Raw genomic sequence first — 16,330 nt, 5'->3', positions numbered from 1 at the left:
CCTTGCACCCAAAGCATGCTGGACCGCGTATTGCCATTGTGCCCGCTGAGGCAGGTGCCGTGCAGGGCTTGAGCGAAGCGAAGCGAAATCGAGGGGGTGGGCACTTGCACATACCCTGGACGGGAGATTCCCCAGGCCAGGAGCGCACCATGTACTTCACCGACCGAGGCATCGAGGAACTGGAGAAGCGGCGCGGCGAGGAGGAAGTCACTTTCGAGTGGCTCGCCGAGCAGCTGCGTACGTTCGTCGACCTCAACCCGGACTTCGAGGTGCCGGTGGAGCGGCTGGCGACGTGGCTGGCTCGGCTGGACGACGACGAGGACGACGAGTAGGTCGTTCGCGGCCGTAGGTCGTTCGCGGCCGTTCCACGAGGGCGCCTTTTCAGCGCCCTCCTTTTGATGCCGTCAGTTCTTGATGGCCATCAGTCGCGTGGTCTGCCCACGTCGTACAGCAGCCCCAGCGCACCGTGGCCCAGGAGCAACAACCCCGCCACCACCCAGCCGCCGCTGCGGCGCCGCAGGCCCCAGGCCGTGAGCGGGAGGCCCGCCGTTATCTGGGCGAGGGCGAGGACGCGGGCCTTGGGGCTGGCGGACCCGGGGAGCCAGGGGCCCAGGGGGCTGCTCTCGACCCTGCTTTCCACCGTGTGGAGTTCCGCGCGGGCCGTCTCGCGCCAGCCCGGCCACCCGATCCGCCGGGCGTCAGGGAGGCCCCGGGCGGCCTCGCGGAGGCGGTCGGCGGGCTCGCCGGGGGTGAGACCGGCCGGCAGGGCGACTCCCACGCGCGCGAGGACCGCCAGCAGGCCGCGCAGCCGGGCCCGGGCGTCGGCCGCGGAGTCGGGTCGGGTCAGGGCGTCCAGGGACTGCATGTCGAGGACCGGGTCGAGGTTCAGGCGGGCGGCGAAGGTGCGCATGGCCTCGTCCTCTCCTGCCGGGGTGCCGCCCGCGAGCCAGACGTAGCCAACGGGGCGGCGGAAGCCGGACGCGAGGATGCAGCCGGCCCGGTCGGCGTCCCACCACAGCGCCAGTACGGGCCAGGGGGCGCCGACGGCGAGGGCGGTGGCCCAGCCGGTGACGACGCGGTCGACCGGTTCATCGCCGTGCTGCCACGGCTTGCCCTCGGGGACGAGGACGCTCCACTCCCCGCCGGCCCCGGCGAGCAGCATGCGGTCGCGCAGCAGGGGGGCGGCCGGGGCAACGGAAGCGGGGTCCGCCCGGCAGAGCAGCAGGGCGCCCGGGGCGGCGCGGCCTGGTCGGGGGCCCGCCCGGAACTCTTCCGTCGGCATGATCACACGCTAGGGCAATTCGTCAGCGTTGAGTCATTGATGATCGCCGGAACGGGTGTCTTGACTTTCAATATCCGCGATATATCGTGTTTCTTGGAAGACGCGATATGGCGTGTCTTCTCGACTGCGTCCTGTCGCTCGACTGCGCCCTGTCGTTCGTGTGTTCGTGTCGTTCGTGTCCTGTCCTGGAGGTCCGCATCATGTCCGAGTGGTCCGTCGCAGAGCCGAGGAAGCTCACCTTCGACGAGCCTGTCAGCGAGCTGCACGTGCGCATCGTCAACGGAACGGTGAACGTCGTGGGGACGGACGAAGGTTCCGCCCGCCTGGAGGTCTCCGAGGTCGTGGGGCCGCCCCTGGTCGTGACCCAGCAGGGCGGCACGCTGACGGTGGCGTACGACGACCTGCCCTGGAAGGGCTTCCTGAAGTGGCTCGACCGCAAGGGCTGGCGGCGCAGCGCCGTCGTCTCCCTGGCGGTGCCGGCGCAGACGCGCGTCGAGGTGGGTGTCGTCGGTGCCGCGGCCGTGGTCTCCGGGATCGACGGGCGTGCCGAGGTGAAGGGGGTCACCGGGGACACGACACTCGTGGGCCTGGCAGGCCCGGTCCGCGCGGACACCGTGTCGGGGAACGTGGAGGCCCAGGCCCTCAGCGGGGACCTGCGCTTCAACTCCGTCTCGGGCGACCTGACCGTGGTCGAGGCCGCGGGGTCCTCCGTGAAGGCCGACTCGGTGAGCGGTTCGATGATCGTCGATGTCGACCCGACCAGCAGTCCCACCGAGATCAGCCTGACCAGCGTCTCGGGTGAGATCGCCATCCGGCTGCCCCACCCTGCGGACGCGGAGGTGGAGGCGAACACCGCTAGCGGCACGGTCTCCAACGCCTTCGAGGACCTCCGGGTCAGCGGCCAGTGGGGCGCCAAGCGGATCACCGGCCGACTGGGCGCGGGCAACGGCAGGCTGAAGGCGACGACGGTCTCCGGGTCCATCGCCCTGCTGCGGCGGCCACCGGCGGAGGACGAGCCGTGGGAGGCGAGGACGGATGCGGGACCGACGCCTTCGGCCGACGGCCCGGCGCCCACCTCGGGAGACAATCCCGTTTCCGGCCCCACCAGCGCCCCGGCCGACGACACGACCGACAAGAAGGTGCTCTGACATGCCTCCCGTCTTCGCCCATGGCCGCCTGCGTCTCTACCTGCTGAAGCTGCTGGACGAGGCCCCGCGCCACGGCTACGAGGTGATCCGCCTCCTGGAGGAACGCTTCCAGGGGCTGTACGCCCCGTCGGCGGGCACGGTCTACCCCCGGCTGGCCAAGCTGGAGGCCGAGGGCCTGGTCACGCACACCACCGAGGGCGGCCGCAAGGTGTATGCCATCACGGAGGCGGGCCGCGCCGAACTGGCTGACCGCAGCGGTGAACTGGCGGACCTGGAGCTGGAGATCCGGGAGTCGGTCGCGGAGCTGGCCGCCGAGATCCGGGCCGATGTCCGCGGCGCGGCGGGCGACCTGCGGCGCGAGATGCGGGCGGCGGCCTCGGAGGCCCGGCGGGGCACCCCGACGAAGCCCAGCGAGTACCGGGACCACGAGGACTACGGGGAGTACGGGGACAAGGAGGCGTGGCGCGCTGCCAAGGAGGAGATGCGGCGCGTCAAGCAGGAGTGGAAGGAACAGGCCCGGCGCGCCAAGGACGAGAGCCGCCGGGCCCGCGAGGAGGCCCAGCGGGCCCGACGCCAGGCCAAGGAGGCGCAGGACCAGGCCCGGACCCAGGCACAGGAGGAGCTGCAGCGCATCTCCCGACGGGTCCAGGAGCAGGTGCAGGACCACTTCGCGCGGGGCGACTGGCCTACGGGCGTACGGGAGGGCCTGACCGAACTCGCCAAGGAGTTCGGCGAGTTCGGGAAGGAGTTCGGCAAGGACTTCGGCTTCGGTGGCGCCGGTTCCGAGAAGGCGGCGGCTCCCCAGCCGGAGTACACCCGGACCCCGGAGGACTTCCCGGCCGACTTCGAGCCTGCCTGGGCCCACGAGGACCTCACCGGCGACCCGGCCCGCGATCTGGACCGCCTGCTCGACCGCTTCCGGGACGACATCCGCGACTCGGCCCGCGACCACGGCGTCACCGCCGACCAACTCCGCGACGCCCGCCGCCACCTGTCGACGGCGGCGGCCCACATCGGAGCGATACTGCGCACGCCGAAGGCGTGAGAGGGGCGAGCGCCGGCAAGGCGCTCGCCCTCAGCCGCCCCCTCAGCCGGCCTTGACCTCGCCGGAGCCGGCGTCGGCGTCGGTGCCGTACAGCACTCGACTGAGGGACTCATGGGTCACTCCGTGGTCGGCGAGGACCTCCGCGGGCACGCCGGGACGGGCCGTGAGGGCCAGCAGCAGGTGTTCGTCGCCGATCCGGCGGTCGCGGTGGCCCAGCGTGACGCGCAGCGACTGGGCGAGCAGTTCCCTGGCCCCGCGGCCGAACGGCCGCCGTCCGGACCGACGTCCCGGGGACCCGCCCTGGGCCACGTCCGCCAGGGCCCCCTCCCCGTGCGCCTCCTCGATCCGCGAGACGATCTCCGTCAGATCGATCCCCAGCCCGGACAGCGCGTCCGCGTCGGCGCGGGAGAGACCGCCACGGCGGCGGGCCTCGCCCAGCTCCCGTACGACGTCCTCCCGGCCTCCCGGCGGCAGTCCGAGCGCCGCCAGAGCGAACGACCCGCGGCTGCCCTCGCGGTCGAGGAGAGCGAGCAGGACGTGGGTCTCCTCGACCCGCTCCGCACCCGCCCGTTCCGCGTGTGCCACCGCCTCCACCACCACCTCACGGGCGTCCTTGGTGAAGCGTTCGAACATCACTGCCTCCCGTACTTCTTGTGCACGGCCTGCCTGCTGACTCCGAGTTCCGCGGCGATCTCCTGCCACGACCAGCCCTGATTGCGCGCACTGCGCACCTGCACCGCCTCCAGCTGCTCCAGCAGCCTGCGCAGCGCGGCGACGGCCCGCAGTCCGATCCGCGGATCGCGATCGCCGGCGCGCTGGGCGAGATCCGTTGCTTCGGTCATGCTGTCAACTTACGTTGACACGCAAGGAATGTCAACCAAAGTTGACACGCAAACGGCCGGCCCGGAAACCGGGCCGGCCGTCGAAGTGCGAGCTGCCGGGAGATCAGGGGGAGTTGGTCAGCACGATCTTGCCGAACTGGTCGCCCGACTCCAGCCGTTCGAAGCCCTCCCGGGCCCGGTCGAGCGGCAGCACCTCGTCGATGACGGGGCGCACACCCGTGGCGGCGCAGAAGGAGAGCAGGTCCTCGAGTTCGTCCTTGGTGCCCATCGTGGAGCCGACGACCTTGAGCTCGAGGAAGAAGATCCGGGTCAGCTCGGCGTGCGAGGGCCGGTCGCCGCTCGTCGCCCCGGAGATGACGAGCGTCCCGCCGGGCCGCAGGGACTTCACCGAGTGCGACCAAGTGGCGGCGCCCACAGTCTCGATCACGGCGTCCACCCGCTGCGGCAGCCGCGCCCCCGACTCCAGCGCCTCCACGGCGCCGAGCTCCAGGGCCCGCTTCCGCTTGGCCTCGTCCCGGCTGGTCGCGAAGACGCGCAGCCCGGCCGCCTTCCCCAGCACGATGGCCGCGGTGGCGACACCGCCGCCCGCGCCCTGGACGAGCACCGAGTCACCGGGGCGCACGCCCGCGTTCGTGAAGAGCATGCGGTACGCCGTCAGCCAGGCCGTGGGCAGACAGGCGGCCTCCTCGAAGGAGAGCTCCTTGGGCTTGGGAAGGACGTTCCAGGTGGGTACGGCGACCTGCTCGGCGAAGGTGCCCTGGTAGCGCTCGGTGAGGATGGACCGGGGCTCCTCGGGGCCGACGCCGTGGCCGGTCTGGCCGATCACGGAGTGCAGGACGACCTCGTTGCCGTCCTCGTCGACGCCGGCGGCGTCGCAGCCGAGGATCATGGGCAGCTTGTCCTCAGGCAGGCCGACGCCTCGCAGGGACCAGAGGTCGTGGTGGTTGAGGGAGGCGGCCCTGACGTTGACGACGCTCCAGCCGGGGCGGGCCCCGGGCGCCGGGCGCTCCCCCAACTCCAGGCCGGAGAGGGGCTGGTCACGGTCGATTCGGGCAGCGTAGGCAGCGAACATGAAGCCGACGATAGGTTCCGGGGGCGGCGGGGGGAACCGCGGGGCCTTGTGACACACGCCCTCTTGCGCACAGCGCATCCGCCCACACTGCGTGGGGACTGTCCGAAAACCACCCGAACGGGTAACGACATGGCCCCGCCCGAACGGGCGGGGCCATGTCAGCCGACCTAGGCGAGAAACCAGGTCCTGGCGACGAGCCAGGTCCTAGCGGCGAGCCACGCCCTCCGCCCGCGCCGCCGCCGCGACAGCGGCGGTCACCGCGGGGGCGACCCGCTCGTCGAACGGCGACGGGATGACGTAGTCGGGAGCGAGGTCGTCCCCGACGACCGCCGCCAGCGCCTCGGCCGCCGCGATCTTCATACCCTCGGTGATCCGGGAGGCGCGCACCTGGAGCGCGCCCGCGAAGATGCCCGGGAACGCCAGCACGTTGTTGATCTGGTTCGGGAAGTCCGAGCGCCCGGTGGCGACGACCGCCGCGTACTTGTGCGCCACGTCGGGGTGCACCTCGGGGTTCGGGTTGGCCATGGCGAAGACGAAGGCGCCCTCCGCCATCGAGGCCACGGCCGCCTCCGGGACCGTGCCGCCGGAGACGCCGATGAAGACGTCGGCACCTTCCAGGGCGGTCTCCAGCGACCCGGAGATCCCGGCCTTGTTGGTGAACTCGGCCAGCTCGCGCTTGACCGACGTCAGGTCCTCGCGGTCCCGGGAGACGACGCCCTTGCGGTCCGTGACCGCGACGTCTCCGATGCCCGCCTCGACCAGCATCTTCGCGATGGCGACACCGGCCGCCCCCGCGCCCGAGATCACGGCCCGCAGGTCCCCGACCGCCCGACCGCTCAGCCGCGCCGCGTTCCGCAGCGCCGCCAGCGTCACGACGGCCGTGCCGTGCTGGTCGTCATGGAAGACCGGGATGTCGAGGCGCTCCTGGAGCCTGCGCTCAATCTCGAAGCACCGGGGTGCCGAGATGTCCTCGAGGTTCACGCCGCCGAACGACGGCGCGAGGCGCACCACGGTCTCGATGATCTCGTCCACGTCCGTGCAGGCCAGGGCGATCGGAACCGCGTCCACGCCGCCGAACTGCTTGAAGAGGATCGCCTTGCCCTCCATCACCGGGAGGGAGGCCTCGGGGCCGATGTCCCCGAGTCCGAGCACGGCCGTACCGTCCGTCACGACGGCGACCACGGACGACTTCCACGTGTAGTCGTGGACCAGTTCCGGCTGTTCCGCGATCGCGGTGCACACGCGCGCGACGCCGGGGGTGTACGCGAGGGACAGGTCGTCCTTGTCCAGGACCGGCACGGTGGCCTGCACGGCCATCTTGCCGCCACGGTGCAGGGCGAACGCGGGGTCGAAGGGATCGAGGGGCTCCGCACCGCCCTCCTGGTCCGTACTGTTCTCGCTGCGAGGATTGACGATCTCCGCTGCCACTGTGTCTTACCCCTTAAGTGTTCATGGTTTGAGGGTGGCCACTCCTGGTGAGGGGTGGGCGGGCATCGCGCACGGCCCAGACAGGTGATGCGTACGGGCACATACGCGGCGGGCGCGCCGCACACGCGCCCTGAGCCCCGGATGAGGGGTGTAAAGAACCTTCTTACCGGACGGACGCCGTCGAGGACGAGTCCATAACGCGAAGGTCACATGCGGTCGCGGTCCAGTGAGATGACTCATGACCGAATATCGGGACAAGTCCTGGACAAGAGCCTGCCGAAGGACCAAGCACTCATAACACCCGCGCCAATACCGATCACATCGTGAGACGCGCCGAAGAACTTGCGGCCGGAAGGAGTGATTCCCGTAGAAGGTCCGGTCGTGATGTACCGGACTGGTGCGGTTCGGGGGTCGCCCGTTATCCGATTTTGACATAGAGAGTCACCTGAACGACCGAGTCCGAATGGCAGGATGCGGTAATCACACGAGGTCGCGACACCCGAAGGTGTGTGTTCTCGTCGACCCATCGGCAACTCCATCCATCCGCCGGAGGAACCCACCATGACCGCAAGCTCCACCCGTCGTACGACCGCCGCGCACTCCCGGCTAGCAGCGGTCGGTGCGATCGCGGTCGCTGGCGCCCTGATCCTCACCGGTTGCGGTGACCAGACCAAGGACAAGAACTCGAGCGGCTCGTCCGCGAGCACCAGCTCGGCCCCGCTGGCCGACAAGCTCCCCCAGTCGATCCGTGACGCGGGCGTCATCAAGGTCGGCTCGGACATCGCGTACGCGCCGGTCGAGTTCAAGGACAGCTCCGGCAACACGGTCGGTATCGACCCCGACCTCGCGGACGCCCTGGGCAAGCAGCTCGGTGTGAAGTTCGAGTTCCAGAACGGCACCTTCGAGACCCTGATCACGGGTCTGCGCTCCAAGCGGTACGACATCGCCATGTCCGCGATGACCGACACCAAGGACCGCCAGGAGGGCGTCGACTCCGACACCGGCAAGAAGGTCGGCGAGGGCGTCGACTTCGTGGACTACTTCACCGCCGGTGTCTCGATCTACACCCCCAAGGGCAAGACCCAGAACATCAAGAGCTGGGCCGACCTCTGCGGCAAGAAGATCGCGGTGCAGCGCGGCACGGTCTCGGAGGACCTCGCCAAGTCCGAGTCCGCGAAGTGCACGGGTGGCAAGAAGATCGCCATCGAGTCGTACGACAACGACCAGCAGGCCCAGACCCGGCTGCGCGCCGGCGGCGCCGACGCCGGTTCCTCGGACTTCCCGGTGGCCGCGTACGCGGCGAAGACCTCGGGCGGCGGCAAGGACTTCGAGATCGTCGGCGAGCAGGTCGAGGCGGCGCCGTACGGCATCGCGATCGCCAAGTCGAACACCCAGCTGCGCGACGCCATCCAGGCCGCGCTGGACGCCATCATCAAGAACGGCGAGTACGACAAGGTCATCTCGAAGTGGGGCGTCGAGGCCGGCTCCGTCAAGCAGGCCACGATCAACGGCGGCAAGTGACCGCGGACCCGAGCGGGCACTGAAAGGCATCACCCGTGACTGTTGACATCGACAAGACGGCCGGGCCGGAGGACACCCCTCCGGCCGGACCGGAGGCCATCAAGGCCATCCCCGTACGGCACTACGGTCGCTACCTCTCGGCCGTCATCGCCATCGGGCTCCTGGTCTCGATCATCTACGCGTTCGGCCAGGGCAAGATCAACTGGAACGCCGTACCGGAGTACTTCTTCGACCACCGCATCATCAAGGGCGTCGGCCAGACGCTGCTGCTGACGGTGCTCTCCATGGTGATCGGCATCGCCGGCGGCATCCTGCTCGCGGTGATGCGCCTGTCGAAGAACCCCGTGACGTCGTCCATCGCGTGGTTCTACATCTGGTTCTTCCGCGGCACCCCGGTCCTCGTCCAGCTGTACGTCTGGTTCAACCTGGGTCTGGTCTTCGAGTACATCAACCTCGGACCGATCTACAAGGACTACTGGTCCAGCTTCATGACGCCGTTCCTGACGGCGCTGCTGGGCCTGGGCCTGAACGAGGCCGCCTACATGGCGGAGATCTGCCGCGCCGGTCTGCTCTCCGTCGACGAGGGTCAGACCGAGGCCTCGCACGCCCTGGGCATGAGCCACGGCAAGACGCTGCGCAGGATCGTCATCCCGCAGGCGATGCGCGTGATCGTGCCGCCCACGGGCAACGAGGTCATCAACATGCTGAAGACGACCTCCCTCGTGTCGGCCGTGCAGTACTACGAACTCCTGCGCTATGCCCAGGACATCGGCCAGACCTCCGGTGCCCCGGTGGAGATGCTGTTCCTGGCTGCCGCCTGGTACCTGGTCATGACCTCGGTCCTGAGCGTGGGCCAGTACTACGTCGAGCGGTACTACGCCCGCGGCTCCAGCCGTCAGCTGCCGCCCACGCCGTGGCAGAAGGTCAAAGCCAACCTGACGTCCTTCTCGAGCAGGAAGGTCACGGCATGACCGAGAAGGTGAACTCCCCGCTCGCGAAGACCGACTCCGGCACGTCGATGGTCAAGGCCGAGGGCGTCCACAAGTCCTTCGGCCTCGTCGAGGTCCTCAAGGGCATCGACCTGGAGGTGAAGTCCGGCGAGGTCTTCTGCCTCATCGGCCCCTCCGGCTCCGGCAAGTCCACGTTTCTCCGGTGCATCAACCACCTGGAGAAGATCAACGCCGGTCGCCTGTACGTCGATGGTGAGCTGGTCGGCTACCGGCAGCACGGCGACAAGCTGTACGAGCTGCGCGACCGCGAGGTCGCGCTGAAGCGCCGGGACATCGGCATGGTCTTCCAGCGCTTCAACCTGTTCCCGCACATGACGGCGCTCGAGAACGTCATGGAGGCGCCGGTCCAGGTCAAGGGCGTCAGCAAGGCCCAGGCGCGGGAACGCGCGGGCCAGCTCCTGGAGCGCGTGGGCCTGGCCGACAAGGCGAAGAACTACCCCTCGCAGCTCTCCGGCGGCCAGCAGCAGCGCGTCGCCATCGCCCGCGCGCTGGCGATGGACCCGAAGCTGATGCTCTTCGACGAGCCGACCTCGGCCCTCGACCCGGAGCTGGTCGGCGACGTCCTCGACGTCATGCGCGACCTCGCCGAGTCCGGCATGACGATGGTCGTCGTCACGCACGAGATGGGCTTCGCCCGCGAGGTGGGCGACTCGCTGGTCTTCATGGACGGCGGCGTGGTGGTCGAGTCCGGCAACCCGCGCGAGGTGCTGTCGAACCCGCAGCACGAGCGGACGCAGGCGTTCCTGTCCAAGGTGCTGTAGCGCGACGGAAGCGGAACGCGAAGGGGCGGTACGGGATCCTCGTACCGCCCCTTGCGCATGCGCCGCATCGGCAGCGGCTCCGGCGCTCGGGGTACTGCCCCTCGCCGTTGAGCATCCGTGGCCGGCCGCCGGTGTCCTACTTGAGGGCGAGCAGCAGCGTGTCCGACGGCGAGCACCACACCGGGCGCGCCTCGCCGAAGCCCTGCTCGCGCAGCACGCGTGCGTGCCAGGCGGCGGACGGCATGTCGCCGTCGGCGTGCTCGCCGTAGATCTCGAAGCGGCGGGCGGTGGGCGCGGCGAGGACGGGGTCCTGGGCGGCCACCTGCCACCATTCCGACCAGTCGAGGGCGCCGTTCGTCTTGGCCTGATCCATACGGGCATGCCGCTGGGCCCGCTCGGCCGCGTTGATCCTGGGCGTGCTCTCGTCGATCATGTGGTCCGCGTTCATGAAGACACCGCCGTCGCGGACGAGCTCCGCGACCTGACCGTAGAGGGCCGCGAGGGGTTCGCTGTGCAGCCAGTGGAGGGCGGTGGCGGTCAGTACGGCGTCGTACGAGTCGTACGGCAGCCGCGCCGGCCAGTCCGGGTCCTTGAGGTCGGCCGTGACGAAGGAGACCCGCTCGTCGCCCGCGAAGGTGCCCTCGGCGATGGCCAGGAGCGCGGGGTCGAGGTCGACGCCGGTGCTGCTGGCCCCGGGGAGGCGGGCGAGCAGCCGCCCGGTGATGCTGCCCGTGCCGCAGGCGAGGTCGAGCACGCGCGGGGTGGTGCCGACGAGCGCCTCGACCATGTCGAGCATGATCCTGAAGCGTTCCTCGCGGTCGGGCATGTACCACTCCTGCTGCCGGTCCCAGCTCTCCTGCCAGGCGTGCCAGTCAGCACCCGTCGTGGTCGTGGTCGTGTCCGTCATCGCACCCTCCACCACACACGTCAAAGTAATACCCTGAAAGTGCGTCCGTCTGTTACCCGACCGCACTCACGACCATAGAGTGCCCCCGTAAGGACTACAAGTGGAACTGGCCTATTACTCGGATTACGCCGTCCGTCTCGTCAACAGCGAGGAACCGGCCCGGGGCAAGGACTCGCTGACCTCGGTCGAGGCCGTCCGCAACCTCTTCGGTGTCAACCAGTCGGCGGCCCGCCGCGCCACCGACGCCGACGTCACGCGCTTCCGCTCGGTGCGGGGCCGGCTGCGCGCGGTCTTCGAGGCGGCCGACACGGGCGACGAGACCCTCGCCGTGGACCTGCTGAACTCCCTGCTCCTGGAGTTCCCGGTGAGCCCGCAGATCTCCGGGCACGACTTCCGGGACGAGGACGGCCGCCCGCTGTGGCACATGCACCTGGCGGACCATCCGTCCAACGCGACGGCGGGCTACGCCGCGATCGCGGCCATGGGCCTGGCGTTCCACCTCACGGAGTACGGCGTCGACCGGCTCGGCCTGTGCGAGGCGACCCCCTGCCGCAACGCCTACCTGGACACCTCGACCAACCGTTCCCGGCGCTACTGCTCCGACCGCTGCGCGACTCGCGCCAACGTGGCCGCCTATCGCGCCCGCAAACGCCTGGAGGCGGACCGGTCGGAGAAAAGGGGCCTGGCGGCCGACAGCACCCAGCGCAGCAGCGCGACGGGCGAACGCTGATCCGGTGTGCGCGGCCGGAACCGCAGCCGGGCCTTGCCCAGGATCAGCTCGTCGGGCACCACGCCGTAGTCGTTGCTGTCGTTACCGGCGAACGAGTTGTCCGCGAGCACCCACCAGCCGCCCTCGCGCCGCTCCGTGGCGCGCTTGACGATGAGCAGGTCCTGCTGAAGCGGATGGCGCAGGACAACAATGTCACCGGGCCTGATCCGACCCCGGTGCTGCACCACCAGCACGTCCCCGTGATACAGCGTCGGCACCATCGACGGCCCGGTCACCTCGGCCACCCCGAAGGGCTGACCCGCCCGCCCGTGCTCGGTCTCCTGCGACAGCTCCGGCATCACCCGGCACCTCCCCGGTTCATCCTCCACCAGTCTCAGTCTGAACCCCGTCTTTTGTCCTAAGCCCAAGGGGGCACTCGCGAAAACCCGTCCCTCAGGGAGTAATGTCCCACCTGAGAAGACGATCACGAGGAAGGAATGCTCCATGCTTTCCCGCCTGTTTGCCCCCAAGGTCAAGGTCAGCGCGCACTGCGACCTGCCCTGCGGCGTGTACGACCCGGCCCAGGCCCGCATTGAGGCGGAGTCGGTGAAGGCTGTCCAGGAGAAGATGGCCGCCAACGACGACCCGCACTTCCAGGCTCGCGCCACGGTCATCAAGGAGCAGCGCGCCGAGCTCGCGAAGCACCACGTGTCCGTGCTGTGGAGCGACTACTTCAAGCCCCCGCACTTCGAGAAGTACCCGCAGCTGCACCAGCTGGTCAACGACACCCTGAAGGCCCTGTCGGCCGCCAAGGCCTCGACGGACCCGAAGACCGGCGAGAAGGCTCTCGAGCTCATCGCCGAGATCGACAAGATCTTCTGGGAGACCAAGAAGGCCTGACCTCGCGTCAAGCCCTATGACCTGCAACCTCCTTGATTGCAGCGTCTCCCTGACCGCACCCGGTCCGCCCAGGACGCCATGCTCGGCGTCCGGGGCGGACCGGGTGCGGTTTTTGTTCGCCCAGCAGCTCACCAACATCCGCGCGATCTACCCACCCGGGAAGGAAGCCCTCGGCGCCCTCGCCATCGAGATCGAACGCACCGCTGTGTGACTCGACCTGAGCCGAAGGGCGGCTACCGCCCTCCAGCCTCGACTTCCTCCGCATCAGACGAGCGCATGGCCCGATATCGGCGCCTCCTTCAAGCGGCCGGGCGCGCTTCCCGCACCCGCAGCCTGCGGGCGAGCCGGCCGAGCAGTACGGCGTTGAGCAGCGCGGACAGGGCCACACCGGCGGAGAAGATCAACGGGTTCAGCCAGGCGAGCGAGGAGTACTCCACGGGTGCCGCCACCAGGAGGGCGAGGATGCTGAACGGCGCCGTGGCCATGAGCGGCCAGATCCCGGCGAACCCCGGGTCCGGCAACACGTACGCGGCGCACAGGAAGAAGCCCAGCGCCGCCGCGGCCACGGCGAGATACCCACGCGCGAGCCAGTTGTCCACCGCGGGCGCCAGCAGGGCCCGAGTCCTTTGCAGGCCGGGGCGCGCGGAACGCGCCGTGTCCGTTCCGTTCTGTTCGGAGGGGTCCGCGATACGCGGGAGGGGCGCACGCGCGCCCGGCGATGCGGCGGTCGCGGACCCCGCGGCGAGAGCGCCGAGCACGGCGGCGTTCACGAGGGCGCACAGGAGGAGCCAGACGGCCCAGAAACCGATGGCCGACACCTCGACCGCCCCGCCGCCCTCGGTGCCGGGACCGAAAGGGAGGACCGCACCCAGGAAGGAGAGGGGTGCCGTGAGCATCAGGGGACTCGCGGCGAAGCCGCTGTCCGGGAAGAGGAACATGACCAGGACGGAGGCGGCGAAGACAGCCAGATAGCCCCGGGCGAGCCAGTTGTCCGTGGCAAGCGCAAGAAGCCGGCGCAGGCGCGGGAGGCGGCGCGGGCGGGAGGCATTCGACATCTGGGTTCCTTCGCGTCGGTCCGGGTTCGTGACCTCCACGGTGAACCGAGGGGCGCGCTCAGGGATGAGTACAAGTACTCATCCCTGCATGGGAGTTTCAGGAAGTGCCAGAGCTCCCACCTGCGGCACATCACGGGGGGTCAGGTCGCCGACGGTGACGGGGTGAAGCGATCCGCAGGAGGAGCGATCGCGCTCCCGCGTTCCACCACGACGTGGCTGTCGTAGTACCGCGACAGCCGCGTCGCCTCCTGGCTGGTGCCCGCCCGGGTCATCATGCTCACGCCCGACCCGTCCCGCAGGGGGCCGCCGCCCGTCACGACGATCCCCATTCCCCGCCAGTACGCCGCGTCCGCCAGGATCCTCTTCACCAGCGTGGTCATCTCCTTCTCGGACATGGCCGCGTCCTTGAAGACGACCTTCACGCCGGAGACGCGCGAACGGACCTGCCGGTCCAGATCGCCACCCGGTTTCCGGTACAAGGTCATCGTCCGGGACTGATGATCAAGCACCATGCCCGCGTACCACTTCTCGTAACGCGGGTGGACGATCCCGTCGACCTCGTCCGCGGCCGCGGCGAGCGCGGGGTAATTGTCCGACGCGTACGGCAGTCTGGACGGGGCAGGGGACGTTCCCACAGTGCCGCCGGACGAGATGTTCTCACCTGTGTTCGCACAGCTCACCGTCAGCACGGTGACGACACCCACCGTCGCCAGCGACCACACGACACTCCCCTGCTTCACGCCTGCCTCCCCATGATTCGGCACCGCTGACCTGACCTTCACCGGCCGATCGGCCGTCCTGGTGGTCTCGCGCGCCGCCACCTCCAGCCGGCCGTACATCTACGTGGACGGTACGAAGACCGCCACCGTTCGCCTGAAGCCCACGACGACCAAGTACCGCGAGGCGATCCGGACGAAGAGCTGGTCCGCCGGTCCGGCGGGGGCCCGCCGTGCCATGCTGGTGCGGTGGCCCCTGAGGATCTCGTACGACTGCGGCAGGCGCGCGACCGCATGGACCGCGAGTACGCCGAGCCGCTCGACATCTCCGTGCTCGCCCGCACCGCGCTGATGTCCCCGGGCCACTTCCAGCGCAGCTTCCGGGAGGCGTACGGCGAGACGCCGTACGGCTATCTCATGACCCGCCGCATCGAACGCGCCAAGGCCCTGCTGCGCCGCGGCGACCTCACCGTGACCGAGGTGTGTCTCGCGGTCGGCTGTACGTCGCTGGGATCGTTCAGCTCCCGGTTCACGGAGCTGGTCGGCGAGACGCCGAGCGCGTACCGGGCCCGCTCGCACGAGGCCGGCGCGCAGATCCCGCCGTGCGTGGCGCGCACCTTCACCCGACCCAGGCGAAAGTAGGTTCGAGACCATGGACCTGAAACTCGCGCAGTGCTTCATCGCCGTCGACGATCACGACAAGGCGCTCGCCTTCTACCGGGACGTCCTGGGCCTGGAAGTCCACAACGACGTCGGCTTCGAGGGCATGCGATGGGTGACCGTCGGCTCGCCGCTCCAGCCGGGCGTGGAGATCGTGCTGGAGCCGCCGGACGCGAACCCGGACGCCTCCCCCGCCGACAAGGAGGCGCTGGCCCGGCTGCTGGCCAAGGGCCTGCTGCGCGGGGTCATCTTCGCCACCACCGACTGCGACGCCCTCTGCGAGCGCGTGCAGGAGGCCGGCGTCGAGCTGCTCCAGGAGCCGATGGACCAGCCGTACGGGGTGCGCGACTGCGCGTTCCGGGATCCGGCGGGGAACCTGCTGCGGTTCTTCGAGCGGCCGGAGGGCTGAGCACCACCGGACGGCGACTGCATACGATCGCTCCATGAGCATCCGCTGGACGTACGCCTTCGTGGACCGGCCCACCGCGCAGTTCGAGCGGGCGTGCGTGTTCTGGACGGCCGTCATGGACACCGGGCTGTCGGAACTACGGGGCGAGCGGGGCGAGTTCGTGACCCTGCTGCCGGACGGGGCCGACGCCTGCGTGAAGGTCCAGGGGGTCGCCGTCGGCGACGGCGGGGCGCATCTCGACTTCGCCGTCGAGGACGTGCCGGGGTTCGTGAAGGGAGCGCTGCGGATCGGGGCGGAGGCGGTGGCCGAGCACGAGGGGTGGGCCGTACTGCGGTCGCCCGCCGGGCAGTTGTTCTGTGCCGTGCCGTGGCACGGCGAGTCGGCTCGGCCGCCCGTGGTGCGGGGCAGCCGCCTCGACCAGGTCTGCCTCGACGTCCCGCCGTCCGCGTACGACGCCGAAGTCGCCTTCTGGAGCACCCTCCTGCCCGACTGGGACTCCCTGCCCGGCTCGCTCCCCGAGTTCCACGTGGTCAAGCCGCCGGCGGGCCTGCCGGTGCGCATCCTCCTCCAGCGCCTGGGCGAGGAACGCTCCGCCTCCGCCCATGTGGACCTGGCCTGCGCGGACATCGAGGCGACCCGCGCCGAGCACGAGCGGCTGGGCGCGGTGCCCGTGTCCCACGGCCGCCACTGGACGGTGATGCGGGACCCGGCGGGCGGCACGTACTGCCTGACGGGCCGGGATCCGGAGACGGGCGGCCTGCCGCGGCCCGCGGTCGACTGAGCAGCCTTGTCGAAGTCCGGTGCGGTATCGCGCCGCAAGGGGCACGGGGCTGTGTCGATATGCGGCTCCGCCGCGTGGGCGCGA

The 16,330-nt window shown here is 70.0% G+C and carries 20 protein-coding genes and 2 pseudogenes; 13 read left to right on the top strand and 9 right to left on the bottom strand.

Going from position 1 to position 16,330, the window contains the following annotated elements; genetic code table 11:
* Positions 1-149 precede the first annotated feature (149 nt).
* The gene (locus ABT114_RS22700) at positions 150-332 is read left to right on the top strand and encodes a DUF6104 family protein (protein ID WP_019058231.1); all 183 of its coding nucleotides are present in this window, start codon (positions 150-152) and stop codon (positions 330-332) included.
* Positions 333-421: 89 nt separating this feature from the next.
* On the opposite strand, the gene ABT114_RS22695 is transcribed toward ABT114_RS22700, so the two are convergent.
* Complete coding sequence (locus tag ABT114_RS22695; RefSeq protein WP_351144641.1) at positions 422-1,282, bottom strand: hypothetical protein; 861 nt, start codon at positions 1,280-1,282, stop codon at positions 422-424.
* Between the two features lie 200 nt (positions 1,283-1,482).
* On the opposite strand from ABT114_RS22695, the gene ABT114_RS22690 reads away from it, so the two are divergent.
* On the top strand, positions 1,483-2,430 hold the full coding sequence (locus ABT114_RS22690; protein ID WP_351144640.1) for a DUF4097 family beta strand repeat-containing protein: 948 nt from the start codon (positions 1,483-1,485) through the stop codon (positions 2,428-2,430).
* Between the two features lies 1 nt (position 2,431).
* Complete coding sequence (locus ABT114_RS22685) at positions 2,432-3,475, top strand: PadR family transcriptional regulator (protein WP_351144639.1); 1,044 nt, start codon at positions 2,432-2,434, stop codon at positions 3,473-3,475.
* A gap of 42 nt (positions 3,476-3,517) precedes the next feature.
* Here the strand turns inward: ABT114_RS22685 and ABT114_RS22680 are convergent, their stop codons facing one another.
* From ABT114_RS22680 to ABT114_RS22665, 4 genes are all read right to left on the bottom strand, one after another.
* Complete coding sequence (locus ABT114_RS22680; protein WP_351144638.1) at positions 3,518-4,108, bottom strand: Clp protease N-terminal domain-containing protein; 591 nt, start codon at positions 4,106-4,108, stop codon at positions 3,518-3,520.
* Positions 4,108-4,317, bottom strand: coding sequence for a helix-turn-helix domain-containing protein (locus ABT114_RS22675; protein WP_351144637.1), 210 nt, complete (start codon positions 4,315-4,317; stop codon positions 4,108-4,110). The genes ABT114_RS22680 and ABT114_RS22675 overlap by 1 nt, the downstream gene beginning before the upstream one ends.
* A 103-nt stretch (positions 4,318-4,420) precedes the next feature.
* Positions 4,421-5,389, bottom strand: coding sequence for a zinc-binding dehydrogenase (locus ABT114_RS22670; protein ID WP_351144636.1), 969 nt, complete (start codon positions 5,387-5,389; stop codon positions 4,421-4,423).
* Positions 5,390-5,593: 204 nt separating this feature from the next.
* Positions 5,594-6,817, bottom strand: a complete 1,224-nt coding sequence (locus tag ABT114_RS22665) for an NAD(P)-dependent malic enzyme (RefSeq protein WP_351144635.1) — start codon at positions 6,815-6,817, stop codon at positions 5,594-5,596.
* Positions 6,818-7,378: 561 nt separating this feature from the next.
* Here ABT114_RS22665 and ABT114_RS22660 point away from each other — a divergent pair.
* The 3 genes from ABT114_RS22660 to ABT114_RS22650 are packed head-to-tail and all read left to right on the top strand — an operon-like array spanning position 7,379 to position 10,109.
* Positions 7,379-8,338 (top strand): ABC transporter substrate-binding protein, encoded by a 960-nt coding sequence (locus ABT114_RS22660; RefSeq protein ID WP_351144634.1) that lies wholly within the window; start codon positions 7,379-7,381, stop codon positions 8,336-8,338.
* Positions 8,339-8,373: 35 nt separating this feature from the next.
* A complete protein-coding gene (locus tag ABT114_RS22655) occupies positions 8,374-9,309 on the top strand; it encodes an amino acid ABC transporter permease (protein ID WP_351144633.1) in 936 nt (311 codons plus the stop codon).
* A 47-nt stretch (positions 9,310-9,356) separates the two neighbouring features.
* Positions 9,357-10,109: an amino acid ABC transporter ATP-binding protein gene (locus ABT114_RS22650; RefSeq protein ID WP_351144816.1), complete on the top strand. Its 753-nt coding sequence runs from the start codon at positions 9,357-9,359 to the stop codon at positions 10,107-10,109.
* Positions 10,110-10,245: 136 nt separating this feature from the next.
* Here the strand turns inward: ABT114_RS22650 and ABT114_RS22645 are convergent, their stop codons facing one another.
* Positions 10,246-11,016 (bottom strand): class I SAM-dependent methyltransferase, encoded by a 771-nt coding sequence (locus tag ABT114_RS22645; RefSeq protein WP_351144632.1) that lies wholly within the window; start codon positions 11,014-11,016, stop codon positions 10,246-10,248.
* A gap of 100 nt (positions 11,017-11,116) precedes the next feature.
* Here ABT114_RS22645 and ABT114_RS22640 point away from each other — a divergent pair, with 100 nt between their 5' ends.
* A complete protein-coding gene (locus ABT114_RS22640; protein WP_351144631.1) occupies positions 11,117-11,746 on the top strand; it encodes a CGNR zinc finger domain-containing protein in 630 nt (209 codons plus the stop codon).
* Here ABT114_RS22640 and sodX read toward each other — a convergent pair.
* Positions 11,650-12,084, bottom strand: a complete 435-nt coding sequence (gene sodX, locus ABT114_RS22635; protein ID WP_351144815.1) for a nickel-type superoxide dismutase maturation protease — start codon at positions 12,082-12,084, stop codon at positions 11,650-11,652. The genes ABT114_RS22640 and sodX overlap by 97 nt on opposite strands.
* Before the next feature lie 145 nt (positions 12,085-12,229).
* Here sodX and sodN point away from each other — a divergent pair, with 145 nt between their 5' ends.
* Together sodN and ABT114_RS22625 are read left to right on the top strand one after the other, a co-directional pair.
* Entirely contained in the window at positions 12,230-12,625 is a 396-nt protein-coding gene (sodN, locus tag ABT114_RS22630) for a superoxide dismutase, Ni (RefSeq protein WP_020130742.1), read from the top strand.
* Positions 12,626-12,746: 121 nt separating this feature from the next.
* Positions 12,747-12,836: pseudogene (locus ABT114_RS22625) on the top strand (ASCH domain-containing protein); the annotation flags it as partial.
* An 88-nt stretch (positions 12,837-12,924) separates the two neighbouring features.
* Here ABT114_RS22625 and ABT114_RS22620 read toward each other — a convergent pair.
* Both ABT114_RS22620 and ABT114_RS22615 read right to left on the bottom strand, forming a co-directional pair.
* Positions 12,925-13,680 (bottom strand): SCO4225 family membrane protein, encoded by a 756-nt coding sequence (locus ABT114_RS22620; RefSeq protein ID WP_351144630.1) that lies wholly within the window; start codon positions 13,678-13,680, stop codon positions 12,925-12,927.
* Between the two features lie 140 nt (positions 13,681-13,820).
* Positions 13,821-14,420 (bottom strand): hypothetical protein, encoded by a 600-nt coding sequence (locus ABT114_RS22615; RefSeq protein ID WP_351144629.1) that lies wholly within the window; start codon positions 14,418-14,420, stop codon positions 13,821-13,823.
* Between the two features lie 34 nt (positions 14,421-14,454).
* On the opposite strand from ABT114_RS22615, the pseudogene ABT114_RS50605 reads away from it, so the two are divergent.
* The 4 genes and pseudogenes from ABT114_RS50605 to ABT114_RS22600 all read left to right on the top strand — a co-directional run.
* Positions 14,455-14,748 (top strand): annotated as a pseudogene (locus ABT114_RS50605) (hypothetical protein); the annotation flags it as partial.
* Complete coding sequence (locus tag ABT114_RS22610) at positions 14,646-15,038, top strand: helix-turn-helix transcriptional regulator (RefSeq protein WP_351144628.1); 393 nt, start codon at positions 14,646-14,648, stop codon at positions 15,036-15,038. The pseudogene ABT114_RS50605 and the gene ABT114_RS22610, both read left to right, overlap by 103 nt.
* 10 nt (positions 15,039-15,048) lie before the next feature.
* Positions 15,049-15,465, top strand: a complete 417-nt coding sequence (locus ABT114_RS22605; protein WP_351144627.1) for a VOC family protein — start codon at positions 15,049-15,051, stop codon at positions 15,463-15,465.
* A gap of 34 nt (positions 15,466-15,499) precedes the next feature.
* Entirely contained in the window at positions 15,500-16,246 is a 747-nt protein-coding gene (locus ABT114_RS22600; protein WP_351144626.1) for a VOC family protein, read from the top strand.
* The last annotated feature ends 84 nt before the right edge of the window (positions 16,247-16,330 follow it).

This window comes from Streptomyces sp. NPDC002088, from assembly GCF_040296605.1.
Classification (GTDB): domain Bacteria; phylum Actinomycetota; class Actinomycetes; order Streptomycetales; family Streptomycetaceae; genus Streptomyces.
This window is presented reverse-complemented; position numbering and strand designations above follow the sequence as displayed.

What these genes read in the sequence shown, in the direction of transcription:
- ABT114_RS22650 (WP_351144816.1), top strand. Translation starts at nt 9,357, where the DNA reads ATGGTCAAGGCCGAGGGCGTCCACAAGTCCTTCGGCCTCGTCGAGGTC.
- sodX (WP_351144815.1), bottom strand. Translation starts at nt 12,084, where the DNA reads ATGCCGGAGCTGTCGCAGGAGACCGAGCACGGGCGGGCGGGTCAGCCC.
- sodN (WP_020130742.1), top strand. Translation starts at nt 12,230, where the DNA reads ATGCTTTCCCGCCTGTTTGCCCCCAAGGTCAAGGTCAGCGCGCACTGC.
- ABT114_RS22620 (WP_351144630.1), bottom strand. Translation starts at nt 13,680, where the DNA reads ATGTCGAATGCCTCCCGCCCGCGCCGCCTCCCGCGCCTGCGCCGGCTT.
- ABT114_RS22700 (WP_019058231.1), top strand. Translation starts at nt 150, where the DNA reads ATGTACTTCACCGACCGAGGCATCGAGGAACTGGAGAAGCGGCGCGGC.
- ABT114_RS22645 (WP_351144632.1), bottom strand. Translation starts at nt 11,016, where the DNA reads ATGACGGACACGACCACGACCACGACGGGTGCTGACTGGCACGCCTGG.
- ABT114_RS22680 (WP_351144638.1), bottom strand. Translation starts at nt 4,108, where the DNA reads ATGTTCGAACGCTTCACCAAGGACGCCCGTGAGGTGGTGGTGGAGGCG.
- ABT114_RS22675 (WP_351144637.1), bottom strand. Translation starts at nt 4,317, where the DNA reads ATGACCGAAGCAACGGATCTCGCCCAGCGCGCCGGCGATCGCGATCCG.
- ABT114_RS22695 (WP_351144641.1), bottom strand. Translation starts at nt 1,282, where the DNA reads ATGCCGACGGAAGAGTTCCGGGCGGGCCCCCGACCAGGCCGCGCCGCC.
- ABT114_RS22605 (WP_351144627.1), top strand. Translation starts at nt 15,049, where the DNA reads ATGGACCTGAAACTCGCGCAGTGCTTCATCGCCGTCGACGATCACGAC.
- ABT114_RS22685 (WP_351144639.1), top strand. Translation starts at nt 2,432, where the DNA reads ATGCCTCCCGTCTTCGCCCATGGCCGCCTGCGTCTCTACCTGCTGAAG.
- ABT114_RS22660 (WP_351144634.1), top strand. Translation starts at nt 7,379, where the DNA reads ATGACCGCAAGCTCCACCCGTCGTACGACCGCCGCGCACTCCCGGCTA.
- ABT114_RS22600 (WP_351144626.1), top strand. Translation starts at nt 15,500, where the DNA reads ATGAGCATCCGCTGGACGTACGCCTTCGTGGACCGGCCCACCGCGCAG.
- ABT114_RS22670 (WP_351144636.1), bottom strand. Translation starts at nt 5,389, where the DNA reads ATGTTCGCTGCCTACGCTGCCCGAATCGACCGTGACCAGCCCCTCTCC.
- ABT114_RS22690 (WP_351144640.1), top strand. Translation starts at nt 1,483, where the DNA reads ATGTCCGAGTGGTCCGTCGCAGAGCCGAGGAAGCTCACCTTCGACGAG.